The sequence below is a fragment of the Allonocardiopsis opalescens genome (assembly GCF_003002095.1).
Taxonomy (GTDB): Bacteria; Actinomycetota; Actinomycetes; order Streptosporangiales; family Streptosporangiaceae; genus Allonocardiopsis; species Allonocardiopsis opalescens.
Map to the genome: position 1 here is coordinate 38,075 of NZ_PVZC01000004.1, position 17,848 is coordinate 55,922.

The following is a 17,848-nucleotide window of genomic DNA, read 5'->3' on the forward strand; positions in this document are numbered from 1 at the left end:
TCCCGACGGCCGCGCCCTGGTCGGCACTGTCGGCGGCTGCGTCTAGGGTGGGGGCGTGACCGATCGCCCCGTTCCCACGGCCCCGCGCGCGGGCCGCACCACCGTGCTGTGGGAGGTGCTGCGCGAGGCCCTGGCCGACCTGGTCGGCGGCGCCGGCCCGGCCTCCGGCGCCCGGCGGCCGCTGGACATCGTCGACGCGGGCGGCGGCACCGGCGGCGCCGCGGTCCCGCTGGCCGAACTCGGCCACCAGGTGACCGTGGTCGAGCCCAGCCCCGACTCCCTGGCCGCGCTGGAGCGGCGCGCCGCCGAGGCGGGGGTGCGGGTGCGCGGTGTGCAGGGCGACACCGCCGACCTCGCCCACCTGGTGCCGGCCGGCTCCGCTGATCTGGTGCTGGTGCACAACGTCCTGGAGTACGTCGACGACCCCGCCGTGTCGCTGGCCGACATCGCCGGGGTGGTCCGCCCGGGCGGCGCCGTCAGCCTGCTGGTCGCCAACGCCGTCGCCGCCGTGGTGCACCGCGCCGCCACCGGGAACCTGGCCGACGCCGCCCGGCTGCTCGCCGACCCCGACGGCACCTGGGGCGCCGGCGACCCCATGCCGCGCCGCTTCACCCTGGCCGGCTGCACCGCGCTGCTGGAGGCGGCCGGCCTGCGCGCCGGCGCCGTCCACGGCGTGCAGGTGCTCGCCGACCTCGTCCCGGCCCGGCTGGTCGACGGCGACGCCGAGGCGCTGGCCGCCCTGCTCGACCTCGAGCGCACCGCCGCCGTCCACCCGGGGCTGCGCGAGATCGCCACCCAGCTGCACCTGCTGGCCCACCGCCCGGCATGAGCCGCCGCCAGCTCGACCGCGCCGCCAACCCGCTGGGCTCCGGCCCCGGCGCCTCCGACGACACCGGCTGCCCGATCCTGCACGTCGACATGGACGCCTTCTTCGCCAGCGTCGAGGAGCGCGAGAACCCCGCCCTCCGCGGCAAGCCGGTGATCGTCGGCGGCGCGGGCCCGCGCGGGGTGGTCTCCTCCGCCAGCTACGCGGCCCGCGCCTTCGGCGTGCACTCCGCCATGCCCATGTCGCGGGCCCGCCGCCTGTGCCCGCACGCGGTCATCGTCTCCCCGGGCCACGGCCGCTACTCCAAGGTGTCGGCCGCCGTCATGGAGATCCTGCGCTCGGTCACCCCCGAGGTCGAGCCCCTCTCGCTGGACGAGGCCTTCCTGGACGTCTCCGGCGCGCTGCGCCGGCTCGGCCGCCCGGCCGAGATCGCCGCCGAGATCCGCCGCCGGGTCAGCGACGAGCAGCAGCTGACCTGCTCCGTCGGCGTGGCCCCGAGCAAGTTCACCGCCAAGCTCGCCTCCACCCACGCCAAGCCCGACGGCCTGCTGGTGGTCCCGGCCGCCCGGGTCACCGACTTCCTGCACCCGCTGCCGGTCGGCGCGCTGTGGGGCGTCGGCGACCGCGCCGAGGAGTCGCTGCGCCGCCTTGGCCTGCGCACCATCGGCGACGTCGCGCACTACCCGCGCGACACCCTGGTCCGCGAACTGGGCGAGGCGCTGGGCACCCGGCTGGCCGAACTGGCCTGGGGCCGCGACGCCCGCGAGGTCACCGCCGCCACCCCCGACCGCAGCATCGGCGCCGAGCACACCTTCGACACCGACGTGCGCGACCCCGACGCCATCCGCCGCACCCTGCTGCGGCTGGCCGAGAAGACCGCCGCCCGGCTGCGCGCCGCCGACCGCCTGGGCCGCACCATCACCGTCAAGCTGCGCCGGGGCGACTTCAGCACCATCACCCGCTCGCGCACGCTGCCCGAGCACACCGACACCGCCCGCGACATCCACACCACCGCCTGCGCGCTGTACGAGGGCGCGGGCCTGTGGGGCACGCCGCTTCGACTCGTCGGCGTCAGGGTAGAGAACCTGGCATCGGGGCAGGCGACCTCACATCAGCTGGCACTGGACGAACCGGACGCCGGCTGGAGGGAGGCCGAGCGCGCGATGGACCGGGCCGCTCGCCGATTCGGTCCGGGAACCATCCGCCCCGCCGCCCTGTTCGACAGGGAGAGTGAAGAGGAGGGCGGATGACGGGATGGGACGCAATCCACGCCCAAGGGGGACGGTGCGTTCGCCGCTCGCCGGGTACGATGGGGGCAGCGGCGTGCACCGGTGCGAACGTCCCCTTCTCAGAAGGCCGTAACGCCTCGTATTCTGGGCATACCACTGACTATCACATCGATGTTCAGCACCCGTTTCCCCATCCGGGGGCTGTCTTTGGGAGGCGCCGTGCCGCTGTCTGAGCACGAGCAGCGTCTACTCGACCAGATCGAGAGACAGCTGTATGCCGAGGACCCCAAGTTCGCGAACGCGGTGCGTTCGACGAGTCCGCAGGTCCACTACAAGCGCCGGGTCGTGAAGGCGGCGCTCGGCTTCATGGTGGGCATCTGCCTGCTCATGGGCGGGGTCATCTTCAGCCAGACCGTTCTCTGGCAGACGATCGTCGGTGTGCTCGGCTTCCTGGTCATGCTGGCCTGCACACTGTGGGGTCTGTCCGGCCTGAAGCGGATCAGCAGCGGCGCCGGCTCCGAGGCCGAGGCCGCCGACTCCGGCGGAAAGCCCCAGGCCAAGCGCCAGCAGAAGCGGGGCATGATGGATCGCCTCGAAGAGCGCTGGCGCAAGCGCCAGGAGGGCGACGACCGATAGCACCGGGCCGCTGCCGGCCCGCCGTTGATATGGCTGCACGCCTCCGGGCGCGCAGCCATATCGGTATGTACGGGCCGGATCCGGACAGCGGCGCCATAGGCGGACGGGTGCGCGTCGGCGCCGCTCGGCGACCGGCCGGTTTCGGACGCCGCCCACGGGAATACCGCCGCCCCGTCGCGGGCGCCGTCCGGCCGCGGCCCGCCGTTGTCAGTTCTCGCTGCCGGCCTGCGACAGCCGGCGCAGGTCCTCGGGCAGGGATTGGCGCACCTTGTCCATGACGCCGCCCGTCGTCGCCTCGTCCAGCACTTGGAAGACCGCGCGGGTCAGATGCGCCGCCTTCGGCTCGTCCGCGTGGGCCCGGTGGCCGACGCGGGCGACGAACTCCTTCGGGCCGAAGCGCACCGCGTGGTCGGCGTCCGGGGCGGAGGTGACCCGCCGCAGATGCTCGCCGATCTCCCTCGGCAGCTGCGCGGCCATGTCGTCGGCGAGTTGCGGCGGGATCCGCTCGGCCAGCGTCTCCAGCGTCGCCCGGGTGGCCGTCTCCGCCGAGCCCCGGCTGTCGAGGCGGGCGCGGGCCTGGACGTGTCCGATGAACATGTCGTGCTGCATCGGTCCTCCCTCGGCTCGGCGGCGGACCGGCGATGCGCACCGCCCGCCGCTTCCGGTCGCGGACCGCACCGGCCGAGCCTGGAACCGGGATCCCGCGACTGCTCCGCGAACCGCCGGCCACCGGACCGCCGTTCCGATGCGGTACCAGCGCCTCCTATCCGCCGGTCCGGACGAGTATGCACGCGTGGGCGCGGCTCAGGGCGCCGGGACGCGGTCGGCCGCCCCGGCTCCGACGGCCGCCGGCGACTCGGCGTCGGGCGAAGGCGGACGCCCGGGCCGGGTGCCGCGTTCCCGCAGCGTGCGCAGGGCCCGGCCGACCGCCGCCGGCAGGGAGCGCGGCGCCAGCGCGGCGCGCAGGCGGTCGATTCGTCCGGCGCGCTCGGCGAGCGCGCGGCGCACCGCCGTGCTGTCGGCGCGCAGCCCGGCCGGGGCCGAGGGCGCGGGCGCGTAGCGCGCGGTCTCCTCGGCGAGCGCCACTCGGCGCAGGGCGTCGGCCGCCGGCGGGGGGAGCCGCAGCTCCACCGCCAATCGGCGGGCGACCGTGCGGGGGGAGTCGTCGGGGTGCCAGGCGGCGCCGTGGTCGAGGACGTCGTCGCGCAGCTCCAGCCAGGCGGCGCGCGCCCGCGCGGAGTCGTCGGCGGCCGACGCCCAGCGCCGGCGGCGCAGCCACAGCCGCAGGGTGCGCGGCAGCGCGAGCGCGAGCAGCAGCGCGGCGCCCACCGCCGCGGGACCGGCCGCCAGCTCCCAGCCGGTCGGCTCCTCCTCGACGGCCGCACCGGGGCCGGTCAGCTCCTCGCGGTCGCGCGGCGCCTCCTCGGCCTCCTGGCGCTCCTGGTCGGGGAGGGCCGGTTCGGCGCCGCCCGCGCCGTCCGGGTCGGCGGCGTCGGTCGGGGAACCGCCGGACGGGAGGCCGGCCGCGTAGTCGGGGGTGCTCGCGGTGCCCTGGCCGCCGAAGCCGCCGGGGGTCGGCTCGAAGCGCAGCCAGCCGTAGCCCTCGAAGTACAGCTCCGGCCAGGCGTGGGCGTCGCGGGTGGTCACCAGGCGCATCCCGGAGGAGGACGTGCTTCCGGCGGTGTACCCGACGGCGACCCGGGCCGGGATGCCCGACAGCCGGGCCATCACCGCCATCGCGGAGGCGAAGTGCTGGCAGTAGCCGGAGCGCTGCGTCAGGAAGTGGGCCAGCGGGTCGACTCCGGCGGGCGCCGGGTCCGGCCGCAGGTCGTAGCTGAACAGGCCCGAGTCGGCGAAGTACTCCTGCAGGGCCTGCGCCGCCTCGTAGGGGGTGTCGGCGGCCTCGGTGACGGAGCCGGTCACCTCCCGCACCTCGGGCGCGACCTCGGGCAGCTCCAGGTAGCGGTCGAGGCCGGCGTCGTCGGTGGGCGCGGCCGCGGCGAGGGCGGCCGCGTCGACGTCGACGCGGGTGCTGGTCGACCGGTAGCTGAGCCCGCCCGCAGTGTCCTCGGTGGAGAAGACCATCAGGGTCTCGGGGTCGGCGTACCACTCGCCCTCGATCTCGACCCCGCGCGGGGGGTAGGGCAGCGGCAGGAAGCCCATCCGGGTGACATTGGCGTAGACGCTGACGTCGGTGACCACCTGCTCGCCCTCGTCGGCCGCCTCCTCGTCCATCCCGGCCGGCGGGGGCAGCGGGTCGCCGGAGACCCGGAAGTCGCCGTGGGTGCGCACCGGCGACATGGTCCAGTCGGTGCCGTCGAAGGTGTCCAGGACGTGCATGCGCAGGTACGGCGCGTCGGGGTCGTCGGTGCGGTAGCTCAGCACCGGCGCGTTCTCGCCCATGATGAGGTTCTGCCGCAGGCTGGCCAGCGGGTGCGGGGTGGTGACGGTGCCGCCGACGGACGGGGTGCTCAACTGGGACAGGCCGAACAGGCCGTCGCCGCGCAGCGCCGGCACGCACGAGGGCAGCAGCAGCGCGCAGGCGAGCGCCACCGCGCTCAGCCGCAGCCCGCTGAGGGCCAGCGAGCCGCGCGCCGCGTCGGCGTCGGCGCGGGCGCGGGCGCGGCGCCGGGAGCGGACCGGCACGGCGCGGCCCCAGGCGGTGACGGTGTCCCAGCGCTCCAGCAGCAGCAGGGCGAGGTAGGCGGCGGCGACCAGCGCGAAGGCCGCCGCGGAGCCGCCGTCCTGGCGCAGGGTGAGCGGCGCCGAGTACAGCGCGAGCAGGAGCAGCCCGGTCAGCACGGCGCTGCGCACCGCGACGACCAGCACGTCCACCAGCCAGGCCACCCCGGCGGCGATGCACGCGGTGAGCAGCATCATCGCGGGCGTGGTGGGCACCGGCGGCGCGTAGCGCGCGATGTCTGCGCCGATCTCCGCCAGCGGGTCGCCCGACAGCGACTGCCCGCTGAAGAGGAAGATGCACGCTTCCGCGCCGACGTAGAGCAGCAGCCCCGCGCCGACCGGCTGGACGATGACGACGACGAACTCCGGCGCATTGAAGTAGCGGAGGATCACGTTGAAGGCCGTGGCCGCCGCGATGACCAGCAGCGCCGGGCCCAGCCAGCGGGAGTCCTGGAAGACCGGCTGCAGCAGCAGCATCCCGGCCGCGCTGGCCAGCGCGGCCGCCAGGGTCAGGGCGTACTTCACCGGGTCCTCCCGCCGGCCGGAAGCAGGGTGCGCCACGCCTGGTCGAGCGGGTCGCGGGGGCCCAGCCACAGCGGCCGCCAGCCCGCGCCGCGCAGCACGCGGTCGACCGCGTCGTCGTCGGCGAGCTGACCGGGGCCGGTGGAGCGGCGGAGAGGGTCGGTGACCAGTACGGCGACGCGGGCGCCGCGCCCCTGCGCCCCGCCGGCCAGTACGGTCGCCTCGGCCACGGTGAGCGCGCCGAGTACCGCCACCACCAGGCCCGTCTCCTCGCCCCGCAGCATCCGGGCGCCGTGGGCCAGGCTCACCGTGAGGGTGGGCTGGATGATGGCCAGCGCGCTGAGCAGCGCCTCCTCGCCGTGGGCGGCGGTGGGCAGCTCCTGCTGCGCGGTCAGGAAGCGCAGCCCGAAGCCGCCCCTCATCAGGTGGGCCGCCACCGAGGCGGCCGCCGACACGGCCCGCTCGAAGCTGGAGCCGGGGCCCCGGGTGGTGTGGGCGTGCGCCCGGGTGTCCAGCAGGACCGCGGCGCGGTCGGTGCGCTCGTGCTCCTCGCGGCGCACCATCAGCTCGCCGTGGCGGGCGGTGGAGCGCCAGTGCACCCGGCGGATGTCGTCACCGTCGCGGTACTCGCGCGGCGCGACGTCGTCCTCGCCGACGTGGGCGATCATACGGGCACCGGTGCGGCCCTCGCCGACGCCCTGGCCGTGCAGCAGGCCGTCGGGCAGCGGGGTGAGCGCCGGGGTGACCAGCAGCGAGGTGGTCCTGGGCACCGGCTGGTCCAGCTCGGCCAGGCCGAAGGGGTCGGCGATCCGCACCGTCAGCGGACCGACCTGGTAGCGGCCCCGCGCGTAGGCGCGCAGCCGGTAGCCGAACTCCGCGGTGCCGTGCCGGGCCAGCCGCCCCACCAGGAACCGGGGCGGCTCGCCGAGCCCGGGCGGCAGGGTGTCGGAGACCATCAGCAGGCCGGTGGGGATCCAGTCGTCATTGCTCAGCCGCAGCCGCACCCGGGCCTCGGAGCCGGCCGGCGCGCGCACCGGCCGGATCTCCCGCGCGCAGCTCAGCCGCAGCCGGCTGCGCCGCACCAGCGCCAGCGCCGCCAGCGGCAGCACCAGCGCGAGCACCCCGACCGAGAGCAGGTGGTGCTCACCGAGCAGGAAGGCGCAGCCGATGACCGCGCCCCCGACCGCCAGGAAGGAGCGGCCCCGGGTGGTCAGCGCTCCGAGCACCTCACTGCCCCGGCACACGGTCGGGCACCGGCACCCGGTGCAGCAGGTCGGTCAGGATCTGCGCGGTGGTGCGCTGCGCGACCTGCGACTCGGGCGCGGGCAGCAGGCGGTGCGCCAGCACCGGGACGGCCAGCGCCTGGAGGTCGTCGGGCAGCGCGTAGTCGCGGCCCTCCAGGGCGGCGAAGGCGCGGGCCGCCCTGACCAGGTGCAGGGTGGCGCGCGGCGAGGCGCCCAGTCGCAGCTCGGGGGAGCGCCGGGTGGCGGTGACCACGTCGATGGCGTAGCGGCGGACCGCCGCCGAGACGTGCACGCCGCGCACCGCCTCGATCATCGCGATGACGTCGGCGGCGGTGGCGACCGGGCGCAGGGTGGCCAGCGGGGTGGCCGCGGTGTGCAGGTCGAGCATGTCCAGCTCCGACTGCGGGCTGGGGTAACCCATCGAGATGCGGGCCATGAAGCGGTCGCGCTGCGCCTCGGGCAGCGGGTAGGTGCCCTCCATCTCCACCGGGTTCTGGGTGGCCACCACCATGAACGGCCGCTCCAGGGCGTGGGTGTGCCCGTCGACGGTGACCTGGCGCTCCTCCATGCACTCCAGCAGCGCCGACTGGGTCTTGGGGGAGGCGCGGTTGATCTCGTCGCCGACCACGATGTGCGCGAACACCGGGCCCGGCTTGAACTCGAAGGCGCCGACACGCTGGTTGTAGGCGCTCACCCCGGTGATGTCGCTCGGCAGCAGGTCGGGGGTGAACTGCACCCGGCTCACCGAGCAGTCGACGGAGCGGCCCAGCGCCTTGGCCAGCATGGTCTTGCCCACGCCCGGCACGTCCTCGATCAGCAGGTGCCCCTCGGCCAGCAGCACGGTGAGCGCGAGCCGGACGGCGTGCGGTTTGCCCTCGATGACCGTCTCGATCCCGGCGGCGATCCGCTCGGCGGTGCCGGTGAGCGGCCGCAGGGCCGGCGCCGCGCGCCCGCCCGGTCCGCCGCCGTCCTCCGACGCGTCCCGCCCGCCGTGCCCGACCCCTCGCGTGTCGATCGACACGTGCCCTCCTCGGCCCTCCGGCCCAGCTACTCGTATGCCATGACAGTAAGGGCTGGACGCCCGGTACGCGACGTCACGCCGCAATACGGGCATACCGTCGCACTGCGCCGCCGGACCGGCACCCGGTGCGACGGCGGCGGCTCCTCTATCACGGAGCGGTGACGCCAGGGGAGGGCCCGGCGGCGGCCGGAGCGGCGCCCCTCGGGCGCCCCACCGCCGCCCCACTCTGCTCCACCCCTTCTGACCTGCGGTTTTGCCCTGGCGATCTCGGCGACACGGCGTCGAAAACTGTTGACCGTGGGGAACAGTGGAGTAAGGTGGGGCTCCGTGGAGGGCAGTTCCACTCCACATCGGCGGCGGGGGGTGGTGCCGGTGTTTCTCGGTACGCACTCGCCGCGCCTGGACGAGAAGGGACGGCTGTTCCTTCCGGCGAAGTACCGCGACGATCTGTCGGGAGGGCTGGTGATCACGAAGGGCCAGGAGCGCTGCCTCTACGTTTTCCCCGTGGAGGAATTCCGGCGTATCACCGAGGCCCTGCGTACCGCACCGGTCACCGCCAAGGCCGTCCGCGACTACAGCCGGGTCTTCTTCGCCAGCGCCTCAGACGAGATCCCTGACAAGCAGGGGCGGGTCACCGTGCCCGCCAACCTGCGTCAGTACGCCGGGCTCAGCCGCGACTGCGTCGTCATCGGGGCCAACACCCGGCTGGAGATCTGGGACGCGCAGGCGTGGGCGGCCTATGAGGCCGAACAGGAGCAGGCGTTCTCGGATCTGTCCGAGGAGGTGCTGCCGGGGGTCCTGTGATGGTGAACGGCGAAGCATTGCCGCCGGGCCTAGTCCGGCGAGGTCTCCACCCGCTCCGCATGCCAGCTGGCGTACCTTCCCCGGCGCCAGGTGGCCGTCGCGTACAGACGTGTGACGGAGGGCGGATGGGGACCTGGCCGAACCGAGTCGGGCGGCGGCGGGCGTTCAGCGGGAGGGGGCGGACATGAACGGCACGGCGGCGGCACGCCACACACCGGTGATGCTGCGGCGCATTGTCGAACTGTTCGCCCCCGCCCTGGCCGCCCCGGACGCCGTCCTGGTGGACGGCACGCTCGGCCTCGGCGGCCATGCCCACGCCCTCCTCACCGCGCACCCCCGGCTGCGTCTCATCGGCATCGACCGCGACGAGACCGCGCTGCGGCGCTCGCGCGAGCGCCTCGACGCCTTCGGCGAGCGCGTCGCCTACGTCCGCGCCACCTACGACGAACTGCCGCGGGCCCTGGCCGAGCACGGCGTGCGCCGGGTGCACGGCGTGCTGCTCGACCTCGGCGTCTCCTCGCCGCAGCTCGACGAGGCCGACCGGGGCTTCGCGTACTCCTACGACGCCCCGCTCGACATGCGCATGGACCGCGAGCAGCCGCTCACCGCGGCCGAGGTGGTGAACACCTACTCCGAGGCCGAACTGCGGCGCATCCTGCGCGAGTACGGCGAGGAGCGCTTCGCGAACCGCATCGCAGCCGCCCTGCTGCGGGAGCGGGCCGCCGCCCCACTGTCGTCCACCACCCGCCTCGCCGAGATCGTCAGGGACGCCATCCCCGCCGCCACCCGGCGCACCGGCGGCAACCCCGCCAAACGCACCTTCCAGGCGCTGCGCATCGAGGTCAACTCCGAGCTCGGCGTGCTGGACCGCACCCTGCCCCGCGCGATCGACGCGCTCGCGGTGGGCGGACGCATCGCCGTCCTGTCCTACCACTCGCTCGAAGACCGCATGGTCAAGCGGGCGCTCGCCGCCCGCTCGACCGACACCACCCCGCCGGACCTGCCGGTTCCGCTCCCCGACCGGCAGCCAGAACTCCGCCTGCTCACCCGCGGCGCGGAGCTCCCGGCGGAACAGGAGACAGCCGACAACCCACGCGCCGCCTCCGCCCGGCTCAGAGCCGCCGAGCGGATCCGGAGCGTCGAGGCCGAGGGTGAGTGATGGCAGCGAGCACGACCAGAGACGACGCCGCCCGCCAGGCCGCGAGGGCCAAGGCCGGCGCGGCGCCCGCGCGCGGACCCGCCCGCGCGCCCGCGCGGCCCAAGGCCGCCCCGGCCCGGCGCGGCACCGCCGCGCGCCCGGCCCCCCGCCAGCCGCAGCGCACCCCGCCGCGGGTCCCCTTCGTGCTGCTGGTGCTCGGCCTGATGGCCGGGGCGCTGGTCAGCCTGCTGATGCTGCGCGCCGTACTCGCCCAGGACGCCTTCACCCTCTCGCAGCTGCGCACCGACAACCGTGAGCTCCAGCTCTACGAGGAGCGGCTGCGCCAGGAGGTCGTCTACGCCGAGTCGCCCGACGCGCTGGCCGACCGCGCCGCCGAGCTGGGCATGGAGCCCGGCGAGGAACCCCTCTTCGTCAACCTCGACACCGGCCGGGTGGAGGGCGAGCCCGGCACTGGAGGACCGCAGCAGTGACCGGACCACGTGACCCCCGCCGTCCCGGCGGGGGCCCCGGTGGTGCCTCGGGCGGCCGCCGCAGCAGACCGCAGCCGCGCGGCCGCGCCACCCCGGCCGCCGGGCGGCCGCGCACCGGTACGAACCGGGCGGCCGGCCGCCCGAACCCGCCGCGCACGCCGCGCGGCGACGCCGCGTCCGAGCGCGAGCGCCCCAGGCCCACACCGGGGGAGCGGGCCGTCGGCACGGCCGGAGCGGCGCTGCGCGCCGCGCTGCGCCGCCCGTTCCGGCGCGGGAACCCCAAGCGGCGGCTCAACGCCGGCATCCTGTGCATGGTCGTGGTGCTGCTGATCTTCGGCGCCCGGCTGGTGCAGATCCAGGGCTTCGAGGCGGCCGCCTACGCGCAGAAGGCCGAGGAGAGCCGGCTCCAGGACACCCAGATCCCGGCCATGCGCGGCGACATCACCGACGCCGAGGGCAACCCGCTGGCCATGACGGTCGAGACCCGCACCGTCTTCGTCGACCCCACCCGGGTGCTCCCCGAGGAGCGCGCCGCCGTCATCGAACTGCTCGCCACCGAACTCGGCCGGCCGGTCGAGGAGATCACCGAGCACGTCGACGCCGCCCCCTCGCAGTACCAGGTGGTCGCCCGCGACGTGCCCACCGAGCAGGCCGAGCGGATTCTGGAGCACGACCTCGGCGGCATCGCCACCGAGCGCGACTTCCAGCGGCGCTACCCCAACGGCGAGGTCGCCGCCAACCTGGTCGGCTTCGTCGGCGCCGACGGCAGCGGCCTGGAAGGGCTGGAGTACAGCCTGGAGGACACTCTGGCCGGCACCCCCGGCGAGCAGCGGGTCGAGATCGCCGACGGCGTGCCGATCCCGATGGCCGGCGGCCTGGTCCGCGAACCGGTGCCCGGCGGCGACGTGCGGCTCACCCTGGACCGCGACATCCAGTGGCACGCCCAGAACGCGCTGGCCCAGCAGGTGGAGGAGCTGGGCGCCTCCAGCGGCAGCGTGGTGGTGATGGACCTGGACCAGCGGCTGCTGGCGCTGGCCAACTACCCCACCTACAACCTCGACGACGTCGAGGCCAGCACCCCCGAGCAGCGCCGCAACGGCGCCGTCGCCGACACCTTCGAACCCGGCAGCACCAACAAGGTCATCACCGCCGCCGCGGCGCTGGAAGAAGGGCTGATCACCCCCGAGACCGAGTTCACCGTGCCGTACTCGATCACCCGCCACGGCTCGACCTTCAGCGACTCCAGCTTCCACCCCACCGAGAACCTGACCGCCACCGGGATCATGGCGCACTCCTCCAACACCGGCACCGTCCAGATCGCCGAGGAGGTGGGCGCAGAGACCCTGCACTCCTACCTGACCGACTTCGGCTTCGCCCAGGAGACCGGGCTCGGCCTGCCCGGCGAGAGCCCCGGCGTGCTGCACCCCGTCGAGGACTGGTGGGGCACCTCCCTGGCCACCATCTCCTACGGCCAGGGCCTGTCGGTCAACGCGGTGCAGGCCGCCAGCGTCTACGCCACCGTCGCCAACGGCGGGGTGCGGGTGCAGCCGTCCATCGTGGCGGGCGCCACCGGCCCCGACGGCCGCTTCCGCTCCGCGCCCGCGCCCGAGGAGCGGCGGGTGATCAGCGAGGAGACAGCCGACCAGCTCGCCTACATGCTGGAGAGCGTCACCACCGACGAGGGCACCGCGCCGCAGGCGCAGATCCCGGGCTACCGGGTGGCCGGCAAGACCGGCACCGCGCAGCGCGTCAACCCCGAGACCGGCAGCTACGAGGACGGCGGCCACACCTCCACCTTCGTCGGCTTCGCCCCGGCCGACGACCCCCAGGTGGTCGTGCAGGTCGTCATCCACGACCCGCCCGCCGAGGACCCCTACGGCGGCCCGGTGGCCGGGCCGGTCTTCAACGACGTGATGTCCTTCGCCCTGCAGACCCTCCAGGTGCCCCCGACCGAGACCGAGGCGCCCGACTTCCAGATCTACGGCGGCGAGTGACCCCCGCTCTACCGCCTGCGGCGCGGGAGGCGGTATTCGGCGCGGCGAGTGACCCCCGCTCTGCCGCCTTACGGCGCGGCGAGACCTGCAGGCGCCTTCGGCGGGACCCTTGGACTGCCGCCCATGGCGGACTTCTGCTCTGGTGGCTGCGACGCGGGGGGCGTCCTTCGGCGCGGCTCACCAGCCTGCGGCGGCCACTACGTCGCGGGCCACCTCGACCGCGCCGCGGCCGTCCGTGAGCACCCTGACGGTGTCCGGCGGGGCATGCCGGTCCAGGTAGCGGGCCATGGCGGCGCTGCGCCGCAGGTGCGGCTCCAGTTCGGAGCCGATCTCGCGGCCGGCCAGGCGCGCGGCGGCCGTGGCGTCGCCCGCGGTCAGCAGCACAGGTACGATCCGCACCGGCCCCGGGCCCATGGCCCGCTCGAACATCGGGCCCTCCAGGATGGCCGCGGTGTTGCAGTAGACGAGCCTGCGCTGCCCGAGCGCGGCGTAGTTGGCCCAGATCGCGGCCAGGTTGCGCTCGGTGATCGCCGACCGGTGGGGATCGCCCTCGGGGGCCGGATGGATCTGGTCGAGCGTGTCGCCCTCGATCATGCAGTGCGCCACGCCGGCCGCCCGCAGCCGCGCCGACGCCTCCCAGGCCGCGGTGGACTTCCCCACGCCGGACCGTCCGGCGATCAGCAGCACCTCGCACGTGTCCACGGGCGCATCCTGGCAGAAGCGGTCCAGGGCGCTCACTCCCTTTTCCGACGGGCCGGCGGGGCACAGCGGCCCGGCGGAGTTCGCACCGGCATCGGGGCCGCGCGGGTGTGAGCGTGGGCGCCGGGCCGCTCGGACCGGTAACCTCTCCGCGTGCTGTCGGTTATGCGTCCCGAGAAGAACCCGTCCCGCCTGCTGTCGGACCTGGTCGACCTGCTCGGCCCGGCCGTGCTCGCCGAGTACGGCGGTCCCGTCGACGACGCCAGGGCGGTGCGCGGCATCACCCACGACTCCCGCCGGGTGAGGCCCGGCGACGTCTACCTGGCGCTGGGCGGCAGCAGGTTCCACGGGGCGGAGTTCTGCGACGCCGCCGCCGACGCCGGCGCGGTCGCCGTGCTGACCGACCCCGACGGCCACGACCGCGCCGCCAAGACCGGCCTGCCGGTGATCGTGGTGGCCGACCCGCGCCGGCACATGGGCCGGGTCGCCTCCTGGATCTACGACGACCCCGTCTCCGAGCTGAACCTGATCGGGATCACCGGCACCAGCGGGAAGACCACCGTCGCCTACCTGGTCGAGGCCGGGCTGCGCGCCGCCGGGCTCACCACCGGGCTGGTCGGCACGGTCGAGATCCGGGTCGGCGACGAGCGGGTCGACTCCTCGCTCACCACCCCCGAGGCCACCGACCTGCACGCCCTGTTCGCGCTGATGCGCGAGCGCGGCGTGTCGGCGGCTGCGATGGAGGTCTCCAGCCACGCGCTGGCCCTGGACCGCGTCTCCGGCGCCCGCTACGAGGTCGCGGTCTTCACCAACCTCTCCCAGGACCACCTGGACTTCCACGCCGACCTGCGCGAGTACTTCGACACCAAGGCGCGGCTGTTCACCTCGGAGTTCAGCCGCATCGCCGTGGTCAACCTCGACGACCGCTTCGGCCGCGCGCTCGTCGACAAGGTCGCCGCCGCGGGCGAGGTGCCGCTCACCACCTTCTCCGCCGACGGCGACCCCGACGCCGACTGGCGCGCCACCGACGTGCGGCTCGGCTCCGACGGCAGCAGCTTCCGCGTGGTCGGCCCCGGCGGCATCGAGGCCGACGCCTCGGTGGCGCTGCCCGGCCCCTTCAACGTCGCCAACGCCTTGGCCGCCATCGTGGGGCTGGTCGAGGCCGGAATCGGCCTTTCCTCCGCCGTGGCGGGCGTGGCCGCCCTCACCGGCGTGCCCGGCCGGATGGAGCGGGTGGACGCCGGGCAGGACTTCACCGCCGTGGTCGACTACTCGCACAAACCCGGCGCCATCGAGGCCGTGCTGACCGCGCTGCGCCGGATCACCGCCAACCGGCTCACCATCGTGGTGGGCTGCGGCGGCGACCGCGACCGCGCCAAACGCCCGCTGATGGGCGAGGCGGCGGCGCGGCTGGCCGACTCCGTCATCCTCACCGACGACAACCCGCGCTCCGAGGACCCCCTGGAGATCCTGCGCGCCATGATGTCCGGTGCCGCCCAGGTGCCGCGCGAGCGGCGGGCCCGCGTCACGGTGGAGCCCGACCGGGCCGAGGCGATCGCGCTGGCCGTGGCGCGCGCCGAGCCCGGCGACTGTATCGTCATTGCCGGGAAGGGGCACGAGGGCGGCCAGTACGTCCGCGGCGAGGTCCTGCCCTTCGACGACCGCGAGGTGCTGCGGGCCGCGTTGGAGCACCGGGCCGGCGGCGGGTGAACCCCGCCGGGCGCCGTGGCACTGTTGTGATCCACGGGCTCACCGGTGCCGCCGATATGCCCCGCCAGGTCGCGGTATGGTGCACTCTGCTGGCCGACGGCCCGGCTCGGACCGCCGGATACGCCGGGCCTGCTTCCAGGGCCTACCGGGGCGGCCCTCAAGAGCCCCACGATGTCGTCATGCTGAAGGGACCACGCGTGGCCGGTCTGCAACGGGTAGCCACTCCCCACTTGGCGCCGAGCCGACACGATGCGGCGTCGCGGACCGGGGGGGCCGCCGCGTGACCAGCATCCTGATCGCCGCGGCGGTCTCCCTGTTCGTCTCCCTGCTGGGGACACCGCTGGCCATCAAGCTGCTGCGGCGCCGTGGCTACGGCCAGCACATCCGCGAGGAGGGCCCCGAGGCGCACCTCGACAAGCGCGGCACCCCCACCATGGGCGGCATCGTGTTCGTGGTGGGCGGCCTGGTCGGCTACGCCGTCGCGCACCTGGTCACCTGGACGCCGCCGACCGTCTCCGGCCTGCTGGTGCTCTTCCTGATGGCGGGCATGGCCGCGGTCGGCTTCCTGGACGACTTCATCAAGATCTTCAAGCAGCGCAGCCTCGGCCTGCGCAGCGGCGCCAAGATGGCCGGCCAGATCTCGGTGGGCGTGGTCTTCGCCTTCCTCGCCACCCAGTTCCCCAACGGCTACACCTACACCCCGGCCTCCACCGAGCTGTCGTTCGTGCGCGACATCGGCATCAACATCGGGCCGTGGCTGTTCATCATCTGGGCGCTGATCATGATCACCGCCACCTCCAACGCGGTGAACCTCACCGACGGCCTCGACGGCCTGGCCACCGGCGCCACCATCCTGTCGCTGGCCGCCTACGTCATCATCGGCAACTGGCAGCTGCGGCAGAGCTGCGTGGAGTTCGCGCTCGCGCCGACCTGCTACACGGTGCGCGACCCGCTCGACCTCGCGGTGGTGGCCGCCGCCATGCTCGGCGGCTGCATCGGCTTCCTGTGGTACAACGCCCCGCCCGCCAAGATCTTCATGGGCGACACCGGCTCCCTCGCGCTGGGCGGCGTGCTGGTCGGCCTGGCCATCACCACCCGCACCCAACTGCTGCTGCTCATCCTCGGCGGCCTGTTCATGCTGATCACCGCCTCGGTGATCATGCAGGTCGGCTCGTTCAAGCTCACCGGACGGCGGATCTTCAAGATGGCGCCGCTCCAGCACCACTTCGAGCTGATGGGCTGGGCCGAGACCACCATCGTGGTCCGCTTCTGGATCATCCAGGGCATCTTCGTGGCCATCGGCGTCGGCCTGTTCTACGTCGAATCGGTACCCCGGTGAACCAGGCGGCGGCCGACTGGTCCGGCGCCCGGGTGTGCGTGGCCGGGCTCGGCGTGTCCGGGCCGCCGGTCGCCCGCGCCCTGCTCGCCCTCGGCGCGCAGGTCACCGTGGTCGACGGCCGCGACGACGACACCAACCGCGCCCGCGCCGCCGAACTGGAGCGGCTGGGCGCGCGGGTGCTGCTCGGCTCCGCCGCCGCGTCGGCGCCGCCCGAGGGCACCGGCACCGTGGTCACCTCGCCCGGCTGGCGGCCCGACGCCCCGCTGCTGCGCGCCGCCGCCGCCGCGGGGCTGCCGGTCATCGGCGACGTCGAACTCGCCTGGCGGCTGCGCCCGTCCGGCCAGCAGTGGCTCGCCGTCACCGGCACCAACGGCAAGACGACCACCGTCAAGATGCTGGAGTCGATCCTGCTCGCCGCCGGGCGCCGCGCGCTGGCCGTCGGCAATGTCGGCACCTCGGTCGTGGAGGCCGTCACCGCCCGGCCCGGCTACGACGTCCTCGCCGTGGAGCTGTCCAGCTTCCAGCTGCACTGGTCGAGCAGCCTGGCGCCCGACGCCGCCGCCGTCCTCAACATCGCCCCCGACCACCTCGACTGGCACGGCGGCATGGACGCTTACGCCCAGGCCAAGGGGAAGGTCTACGCGCCCGGCACCCTCGCGGTGTACAACACCGCCGACCCCCGCACGGTCCGGCTGGCGCAGGGCGCCGAACGGCGGGTCGGCTTCGGCCTGGCGGTGCCGGCCCCCGGTGAGCTGGGCGTGGTGGAGGACCTGCTGGTGGACCGCGCCTTCGTGGCCGACCCCGCGCACGCCGCCGAACTGGCCCGGCTTGAGGACGTCCGCCCCCTCGCCCCCCACAACGTCGCCAACGCGCTGGCCGCCGCCGCGCTCGCCCGCGCCGCCGGGGTGCCGGCCGAGGCGGTCGGCGCCGGGCTGCGCGCCTTCGCGCCCGAACCGCACCGGATGGCGCCGGTCGCCACCGTCGCCGAGGTCGGCTACGTCAACGACTCCAAGGCGACCAACCCGCACGCCGCCGAGGCCGCGCTGCGCAGCTACCCCTCGGTGGTGTGGATCGCGGGCGGCCTGCTCAAGGGCGCCGATGTCGGCGAACTGGTGCGCGGCACCGCGCATCTGCTGCGCGGCGCGGTGCTGCTCGGCGCCGACCGCGCCCGCATCGCCGCCGCCCTCGCCGAGCACGCCCCCGGCGTGCCCGTGGTCGACATCGCCCGCACCGACCCCGAGGTGATGCCCGAGGTGGTGGCCGCCGCCGCCAAGCTGGCCCGGCCCGGCGACACCGTGCTGCTGTCGCCCGCCGCCGCCTCGCTGGACATGTTCCGCGACTACCCCGCTCGCGGCGACGCCTTCGCCGCCGCCGTGCTGGCGCTGGCCGACACGCCGGGGGAGTAGCCACGGCGCGGCCGCCTCCGGCCGGTGGCCCGATCCGGCCTGCCCCCACGCCGATTTTCCGGCCAACACGCGCCGAATGTCCGAGTGCGCTGCCCCGGGCCTCGCCA

15 protein-coding genes are annotated in these 17,848 nt (G+C 74.9%); 10 read left to right on the forward strand and 5 right to left on the reverse strand.

The features are described 5' to 3' along the window. Positions 1–55: 55 nt before the first annotated feature. From CLV72_RS13675 to CLV72_RS13685, 3 genes are all read left to right on the forward strand, one after another. The gene (locus CLV72_RS13675) at positions 56–829 is read left to right on the forward strand and encodes a methyltransferase domain-containing protein (RefSeq protein WP_170140974.1); all 774 of its coding nucleotides are present in this window, start codon (positions 56–58) and stop codon (positions 827–829) included. Further along, a complete protein-coding gene (locus CLV72_RS13680; protein WP_106245619.1) occupies positions 826–2,076 on the forward strand; it encodes a DNA polymerase IV in 1,251 nt (416 codons plus the stop codon). The genes CLV72_RS13675 and CLV72_RS13680 overlap by 4 nt, the downstream gene beginning before the upstream one ends. A 198-nt stretch (positions 2,077–2,274) precedes the next feature. After that, a complete protein-coding gene (locus CLV72_RS13685) occupies positions 2,275–2,691 on the forward strand; it encodes a DUF3040 domain-containing protein (RefSeq protein WP_106246934.1) in 417 nt (138 codons plus the stop codon). Between the two features lie 207 nt (positions 2,692–2,898). Here CLV72_RS13685 and CLV72_RS13690 read toward each other — a convergent pair whose 3' ends face one another. From CLV72_RS13690 to CLV72_RS13705, 4 genes are all read right to left on the reverse strand, one after another. Further along, a complete protein-coding gene (locus tag CLV72_RS13690) occupies positions 2,899–3,300 on the reverse strand; it encodes a DUF2267 domain-containing protein (protein WP_106245621.1) in 402 nt (133 codons plus the stop codon). A gap of 195 nt (positions 3,301–3,495) precedes the next feature. Further along, positions 3,496–5,898: a transglutaminase TgpA family protein gene (locus CLV72_RS13695; RefSeq protein WP_106245623.1), complete on the reverse strand. Its 2,403-nt coding sequence runs from the start codon at positions 5,896–5,898 to the stop codon at positions 3,496–3,498. Further along, positions 5,895–7,139, reverse strand: a complete 1,245-nt coding sequence (locus CLV72_RS13700) for a DUF58 domain-containing protein (RefSeq protein ID WP_106245625.1) — start codon at positions 7,137–7,139, stop codon at positions 5,895–5,897. The genes CLV72_RS13695 and CLV72_RS13700 overlap by 4 nt, the downstream gene beginning before the upstream one ends. Then, complete coding sequence (locus CLV72_RS13705; RefSeq protein WP_425428068.1) at positions 7,123–8,160, reverse strand: AAA family ATPase; 1,038 nt, start codon at positions 8,158–8,160, stop codon at positions 7,123–7,125. Before CLV72_RS13705 ends, CLV72_RS13700 begins: the two co-directional genes overlap by 17 nt. A gap of 372 nt (positions 8,161–8,532) precedes the next feature. Between CLV72_RS13705 and mraZ the strand changes: the two genes are divergently transcribed. From mraZ to CLV72_RS13725, 4 genes are all read left to right on the forward strand, one after another. Next, complete coding sequence (mraZ, locus tag CLV72_RS13710) at positions 8,533–8,964, forward strand: division/cell wall cluster transcriptional repressor MraZ (protein ID WP_106246936.1); 432 nt, start codon at positions 8,533–8,535, stop codon at positions 8,962–8,964. A 184-nt stretch (positions 8,965–9,148) separates the two neighbouring features. Next, complete coding sequence (gene rsmH, locus CLV72_RS13715) at positions 9,149–10,123, forward strand: 16S rRNA (cytosine(1402)-N(4))-methyltransferase RsmH (RefSeq protein WP_106245631.1); 975 nt, start codon at positions 9,149–9,151, stop codon at positions 10,121–10,123. Next, positions 10,123–10,593: a cell division protein FtsL gene (gene ftsL, locus CLV72_RS13720; RefSeq protein ID WP_106245633.1), complete on the forward strand. Its 471-nt coding sequence runs from the start codon at positions 10,123–10,125 to the stop codon at positions 10,591–10,593. Before rsmH ends, ftsL begins: the two co-directional genes overlap by 1 nt. Continuing rightward, complete coding sequence (locus tag CLV72_RS13725; RefSeq protein WP_106245635.1) at positions 10,590–12,587, forward strand: peptidoglycan D,D-transpeptidase FtsI family protein; 1,998 nt, start codon at positions 10,590–10,592, stop codon at positions 12,585–12,587. Before ftsL ends, CLV72_RS13725 begins: the two co-directional genes overlap by 4 nt. Positions 12,588–12,764: 177 nt before the next feature. Here CLV72_RS13725 and CLV72_RS13730 read toward each other — a convergent pair whose 3' ends face one another. Next, positions 12,765–13,289 (reverse strand): hypothetical protein, encoded by a 525-nt coding sequence (locus tag CLV72_RS13730; RefSeq protein WP_106246938.1) that lies wholly within the window; start codon positions 13,287–13,289, stop codon positions 12,765–12,767. 162 nt (positions 13,290–13,451) lie between these two features. Here CLV72_RS13730 and CLV72_RS13735 point away from each other — a divergent pair, with 162 nt between their 5' ends. The 3 genes from CLV72_RS13735 (at position 13,452) to murD (ending at position 17,741) form a co-directional block, all read left to right on the forward strand. Next, entirely contained in the window at positions 13,452–14,996 is a 1,545-nt protein-coding gene (locus CLV72_RS13735; RefSeq protein ID WP_106245637.1) for a UDP-N-acetylmuramoyl-L-alanyl-D-glutamate--2,6-diaminopimelate ligase, read from the forward strand. A gap of 280 nt (positions 14,997–15,276) precedes the next feature. Beyond that, positions 15,277–16,335: a phospho-N-acetylmuramoyl-pentapeptide-transferase gene (mraY, locus tag CLV72_RS13740; protein ID WP_106245639.1), complete on the forward strand. Its 1,059-nt coding sequence runs from the start codon at positions 15,277–15,279 to the stop codon at positions 16,333–16,335. Then, complete coding sequence (gene murD / locus CLV72_RS13745; RefSeq protein ID WP_106245642.1) at positions 16,332–17,741, forward strand: UDP-N-acetylmuramoyl-L-alanine--D-glutamate ligase; 1,410 nt, start codon at positions 16,332–16,334, stop codon at positions 17,739–17,741. The genes mraY and murD overlap by 4 nt, the downstream gene beginning before the upstream one ends. The last annotated feature ends 107 nt before the right edge of the window (positions 17,742–17,848 follow it).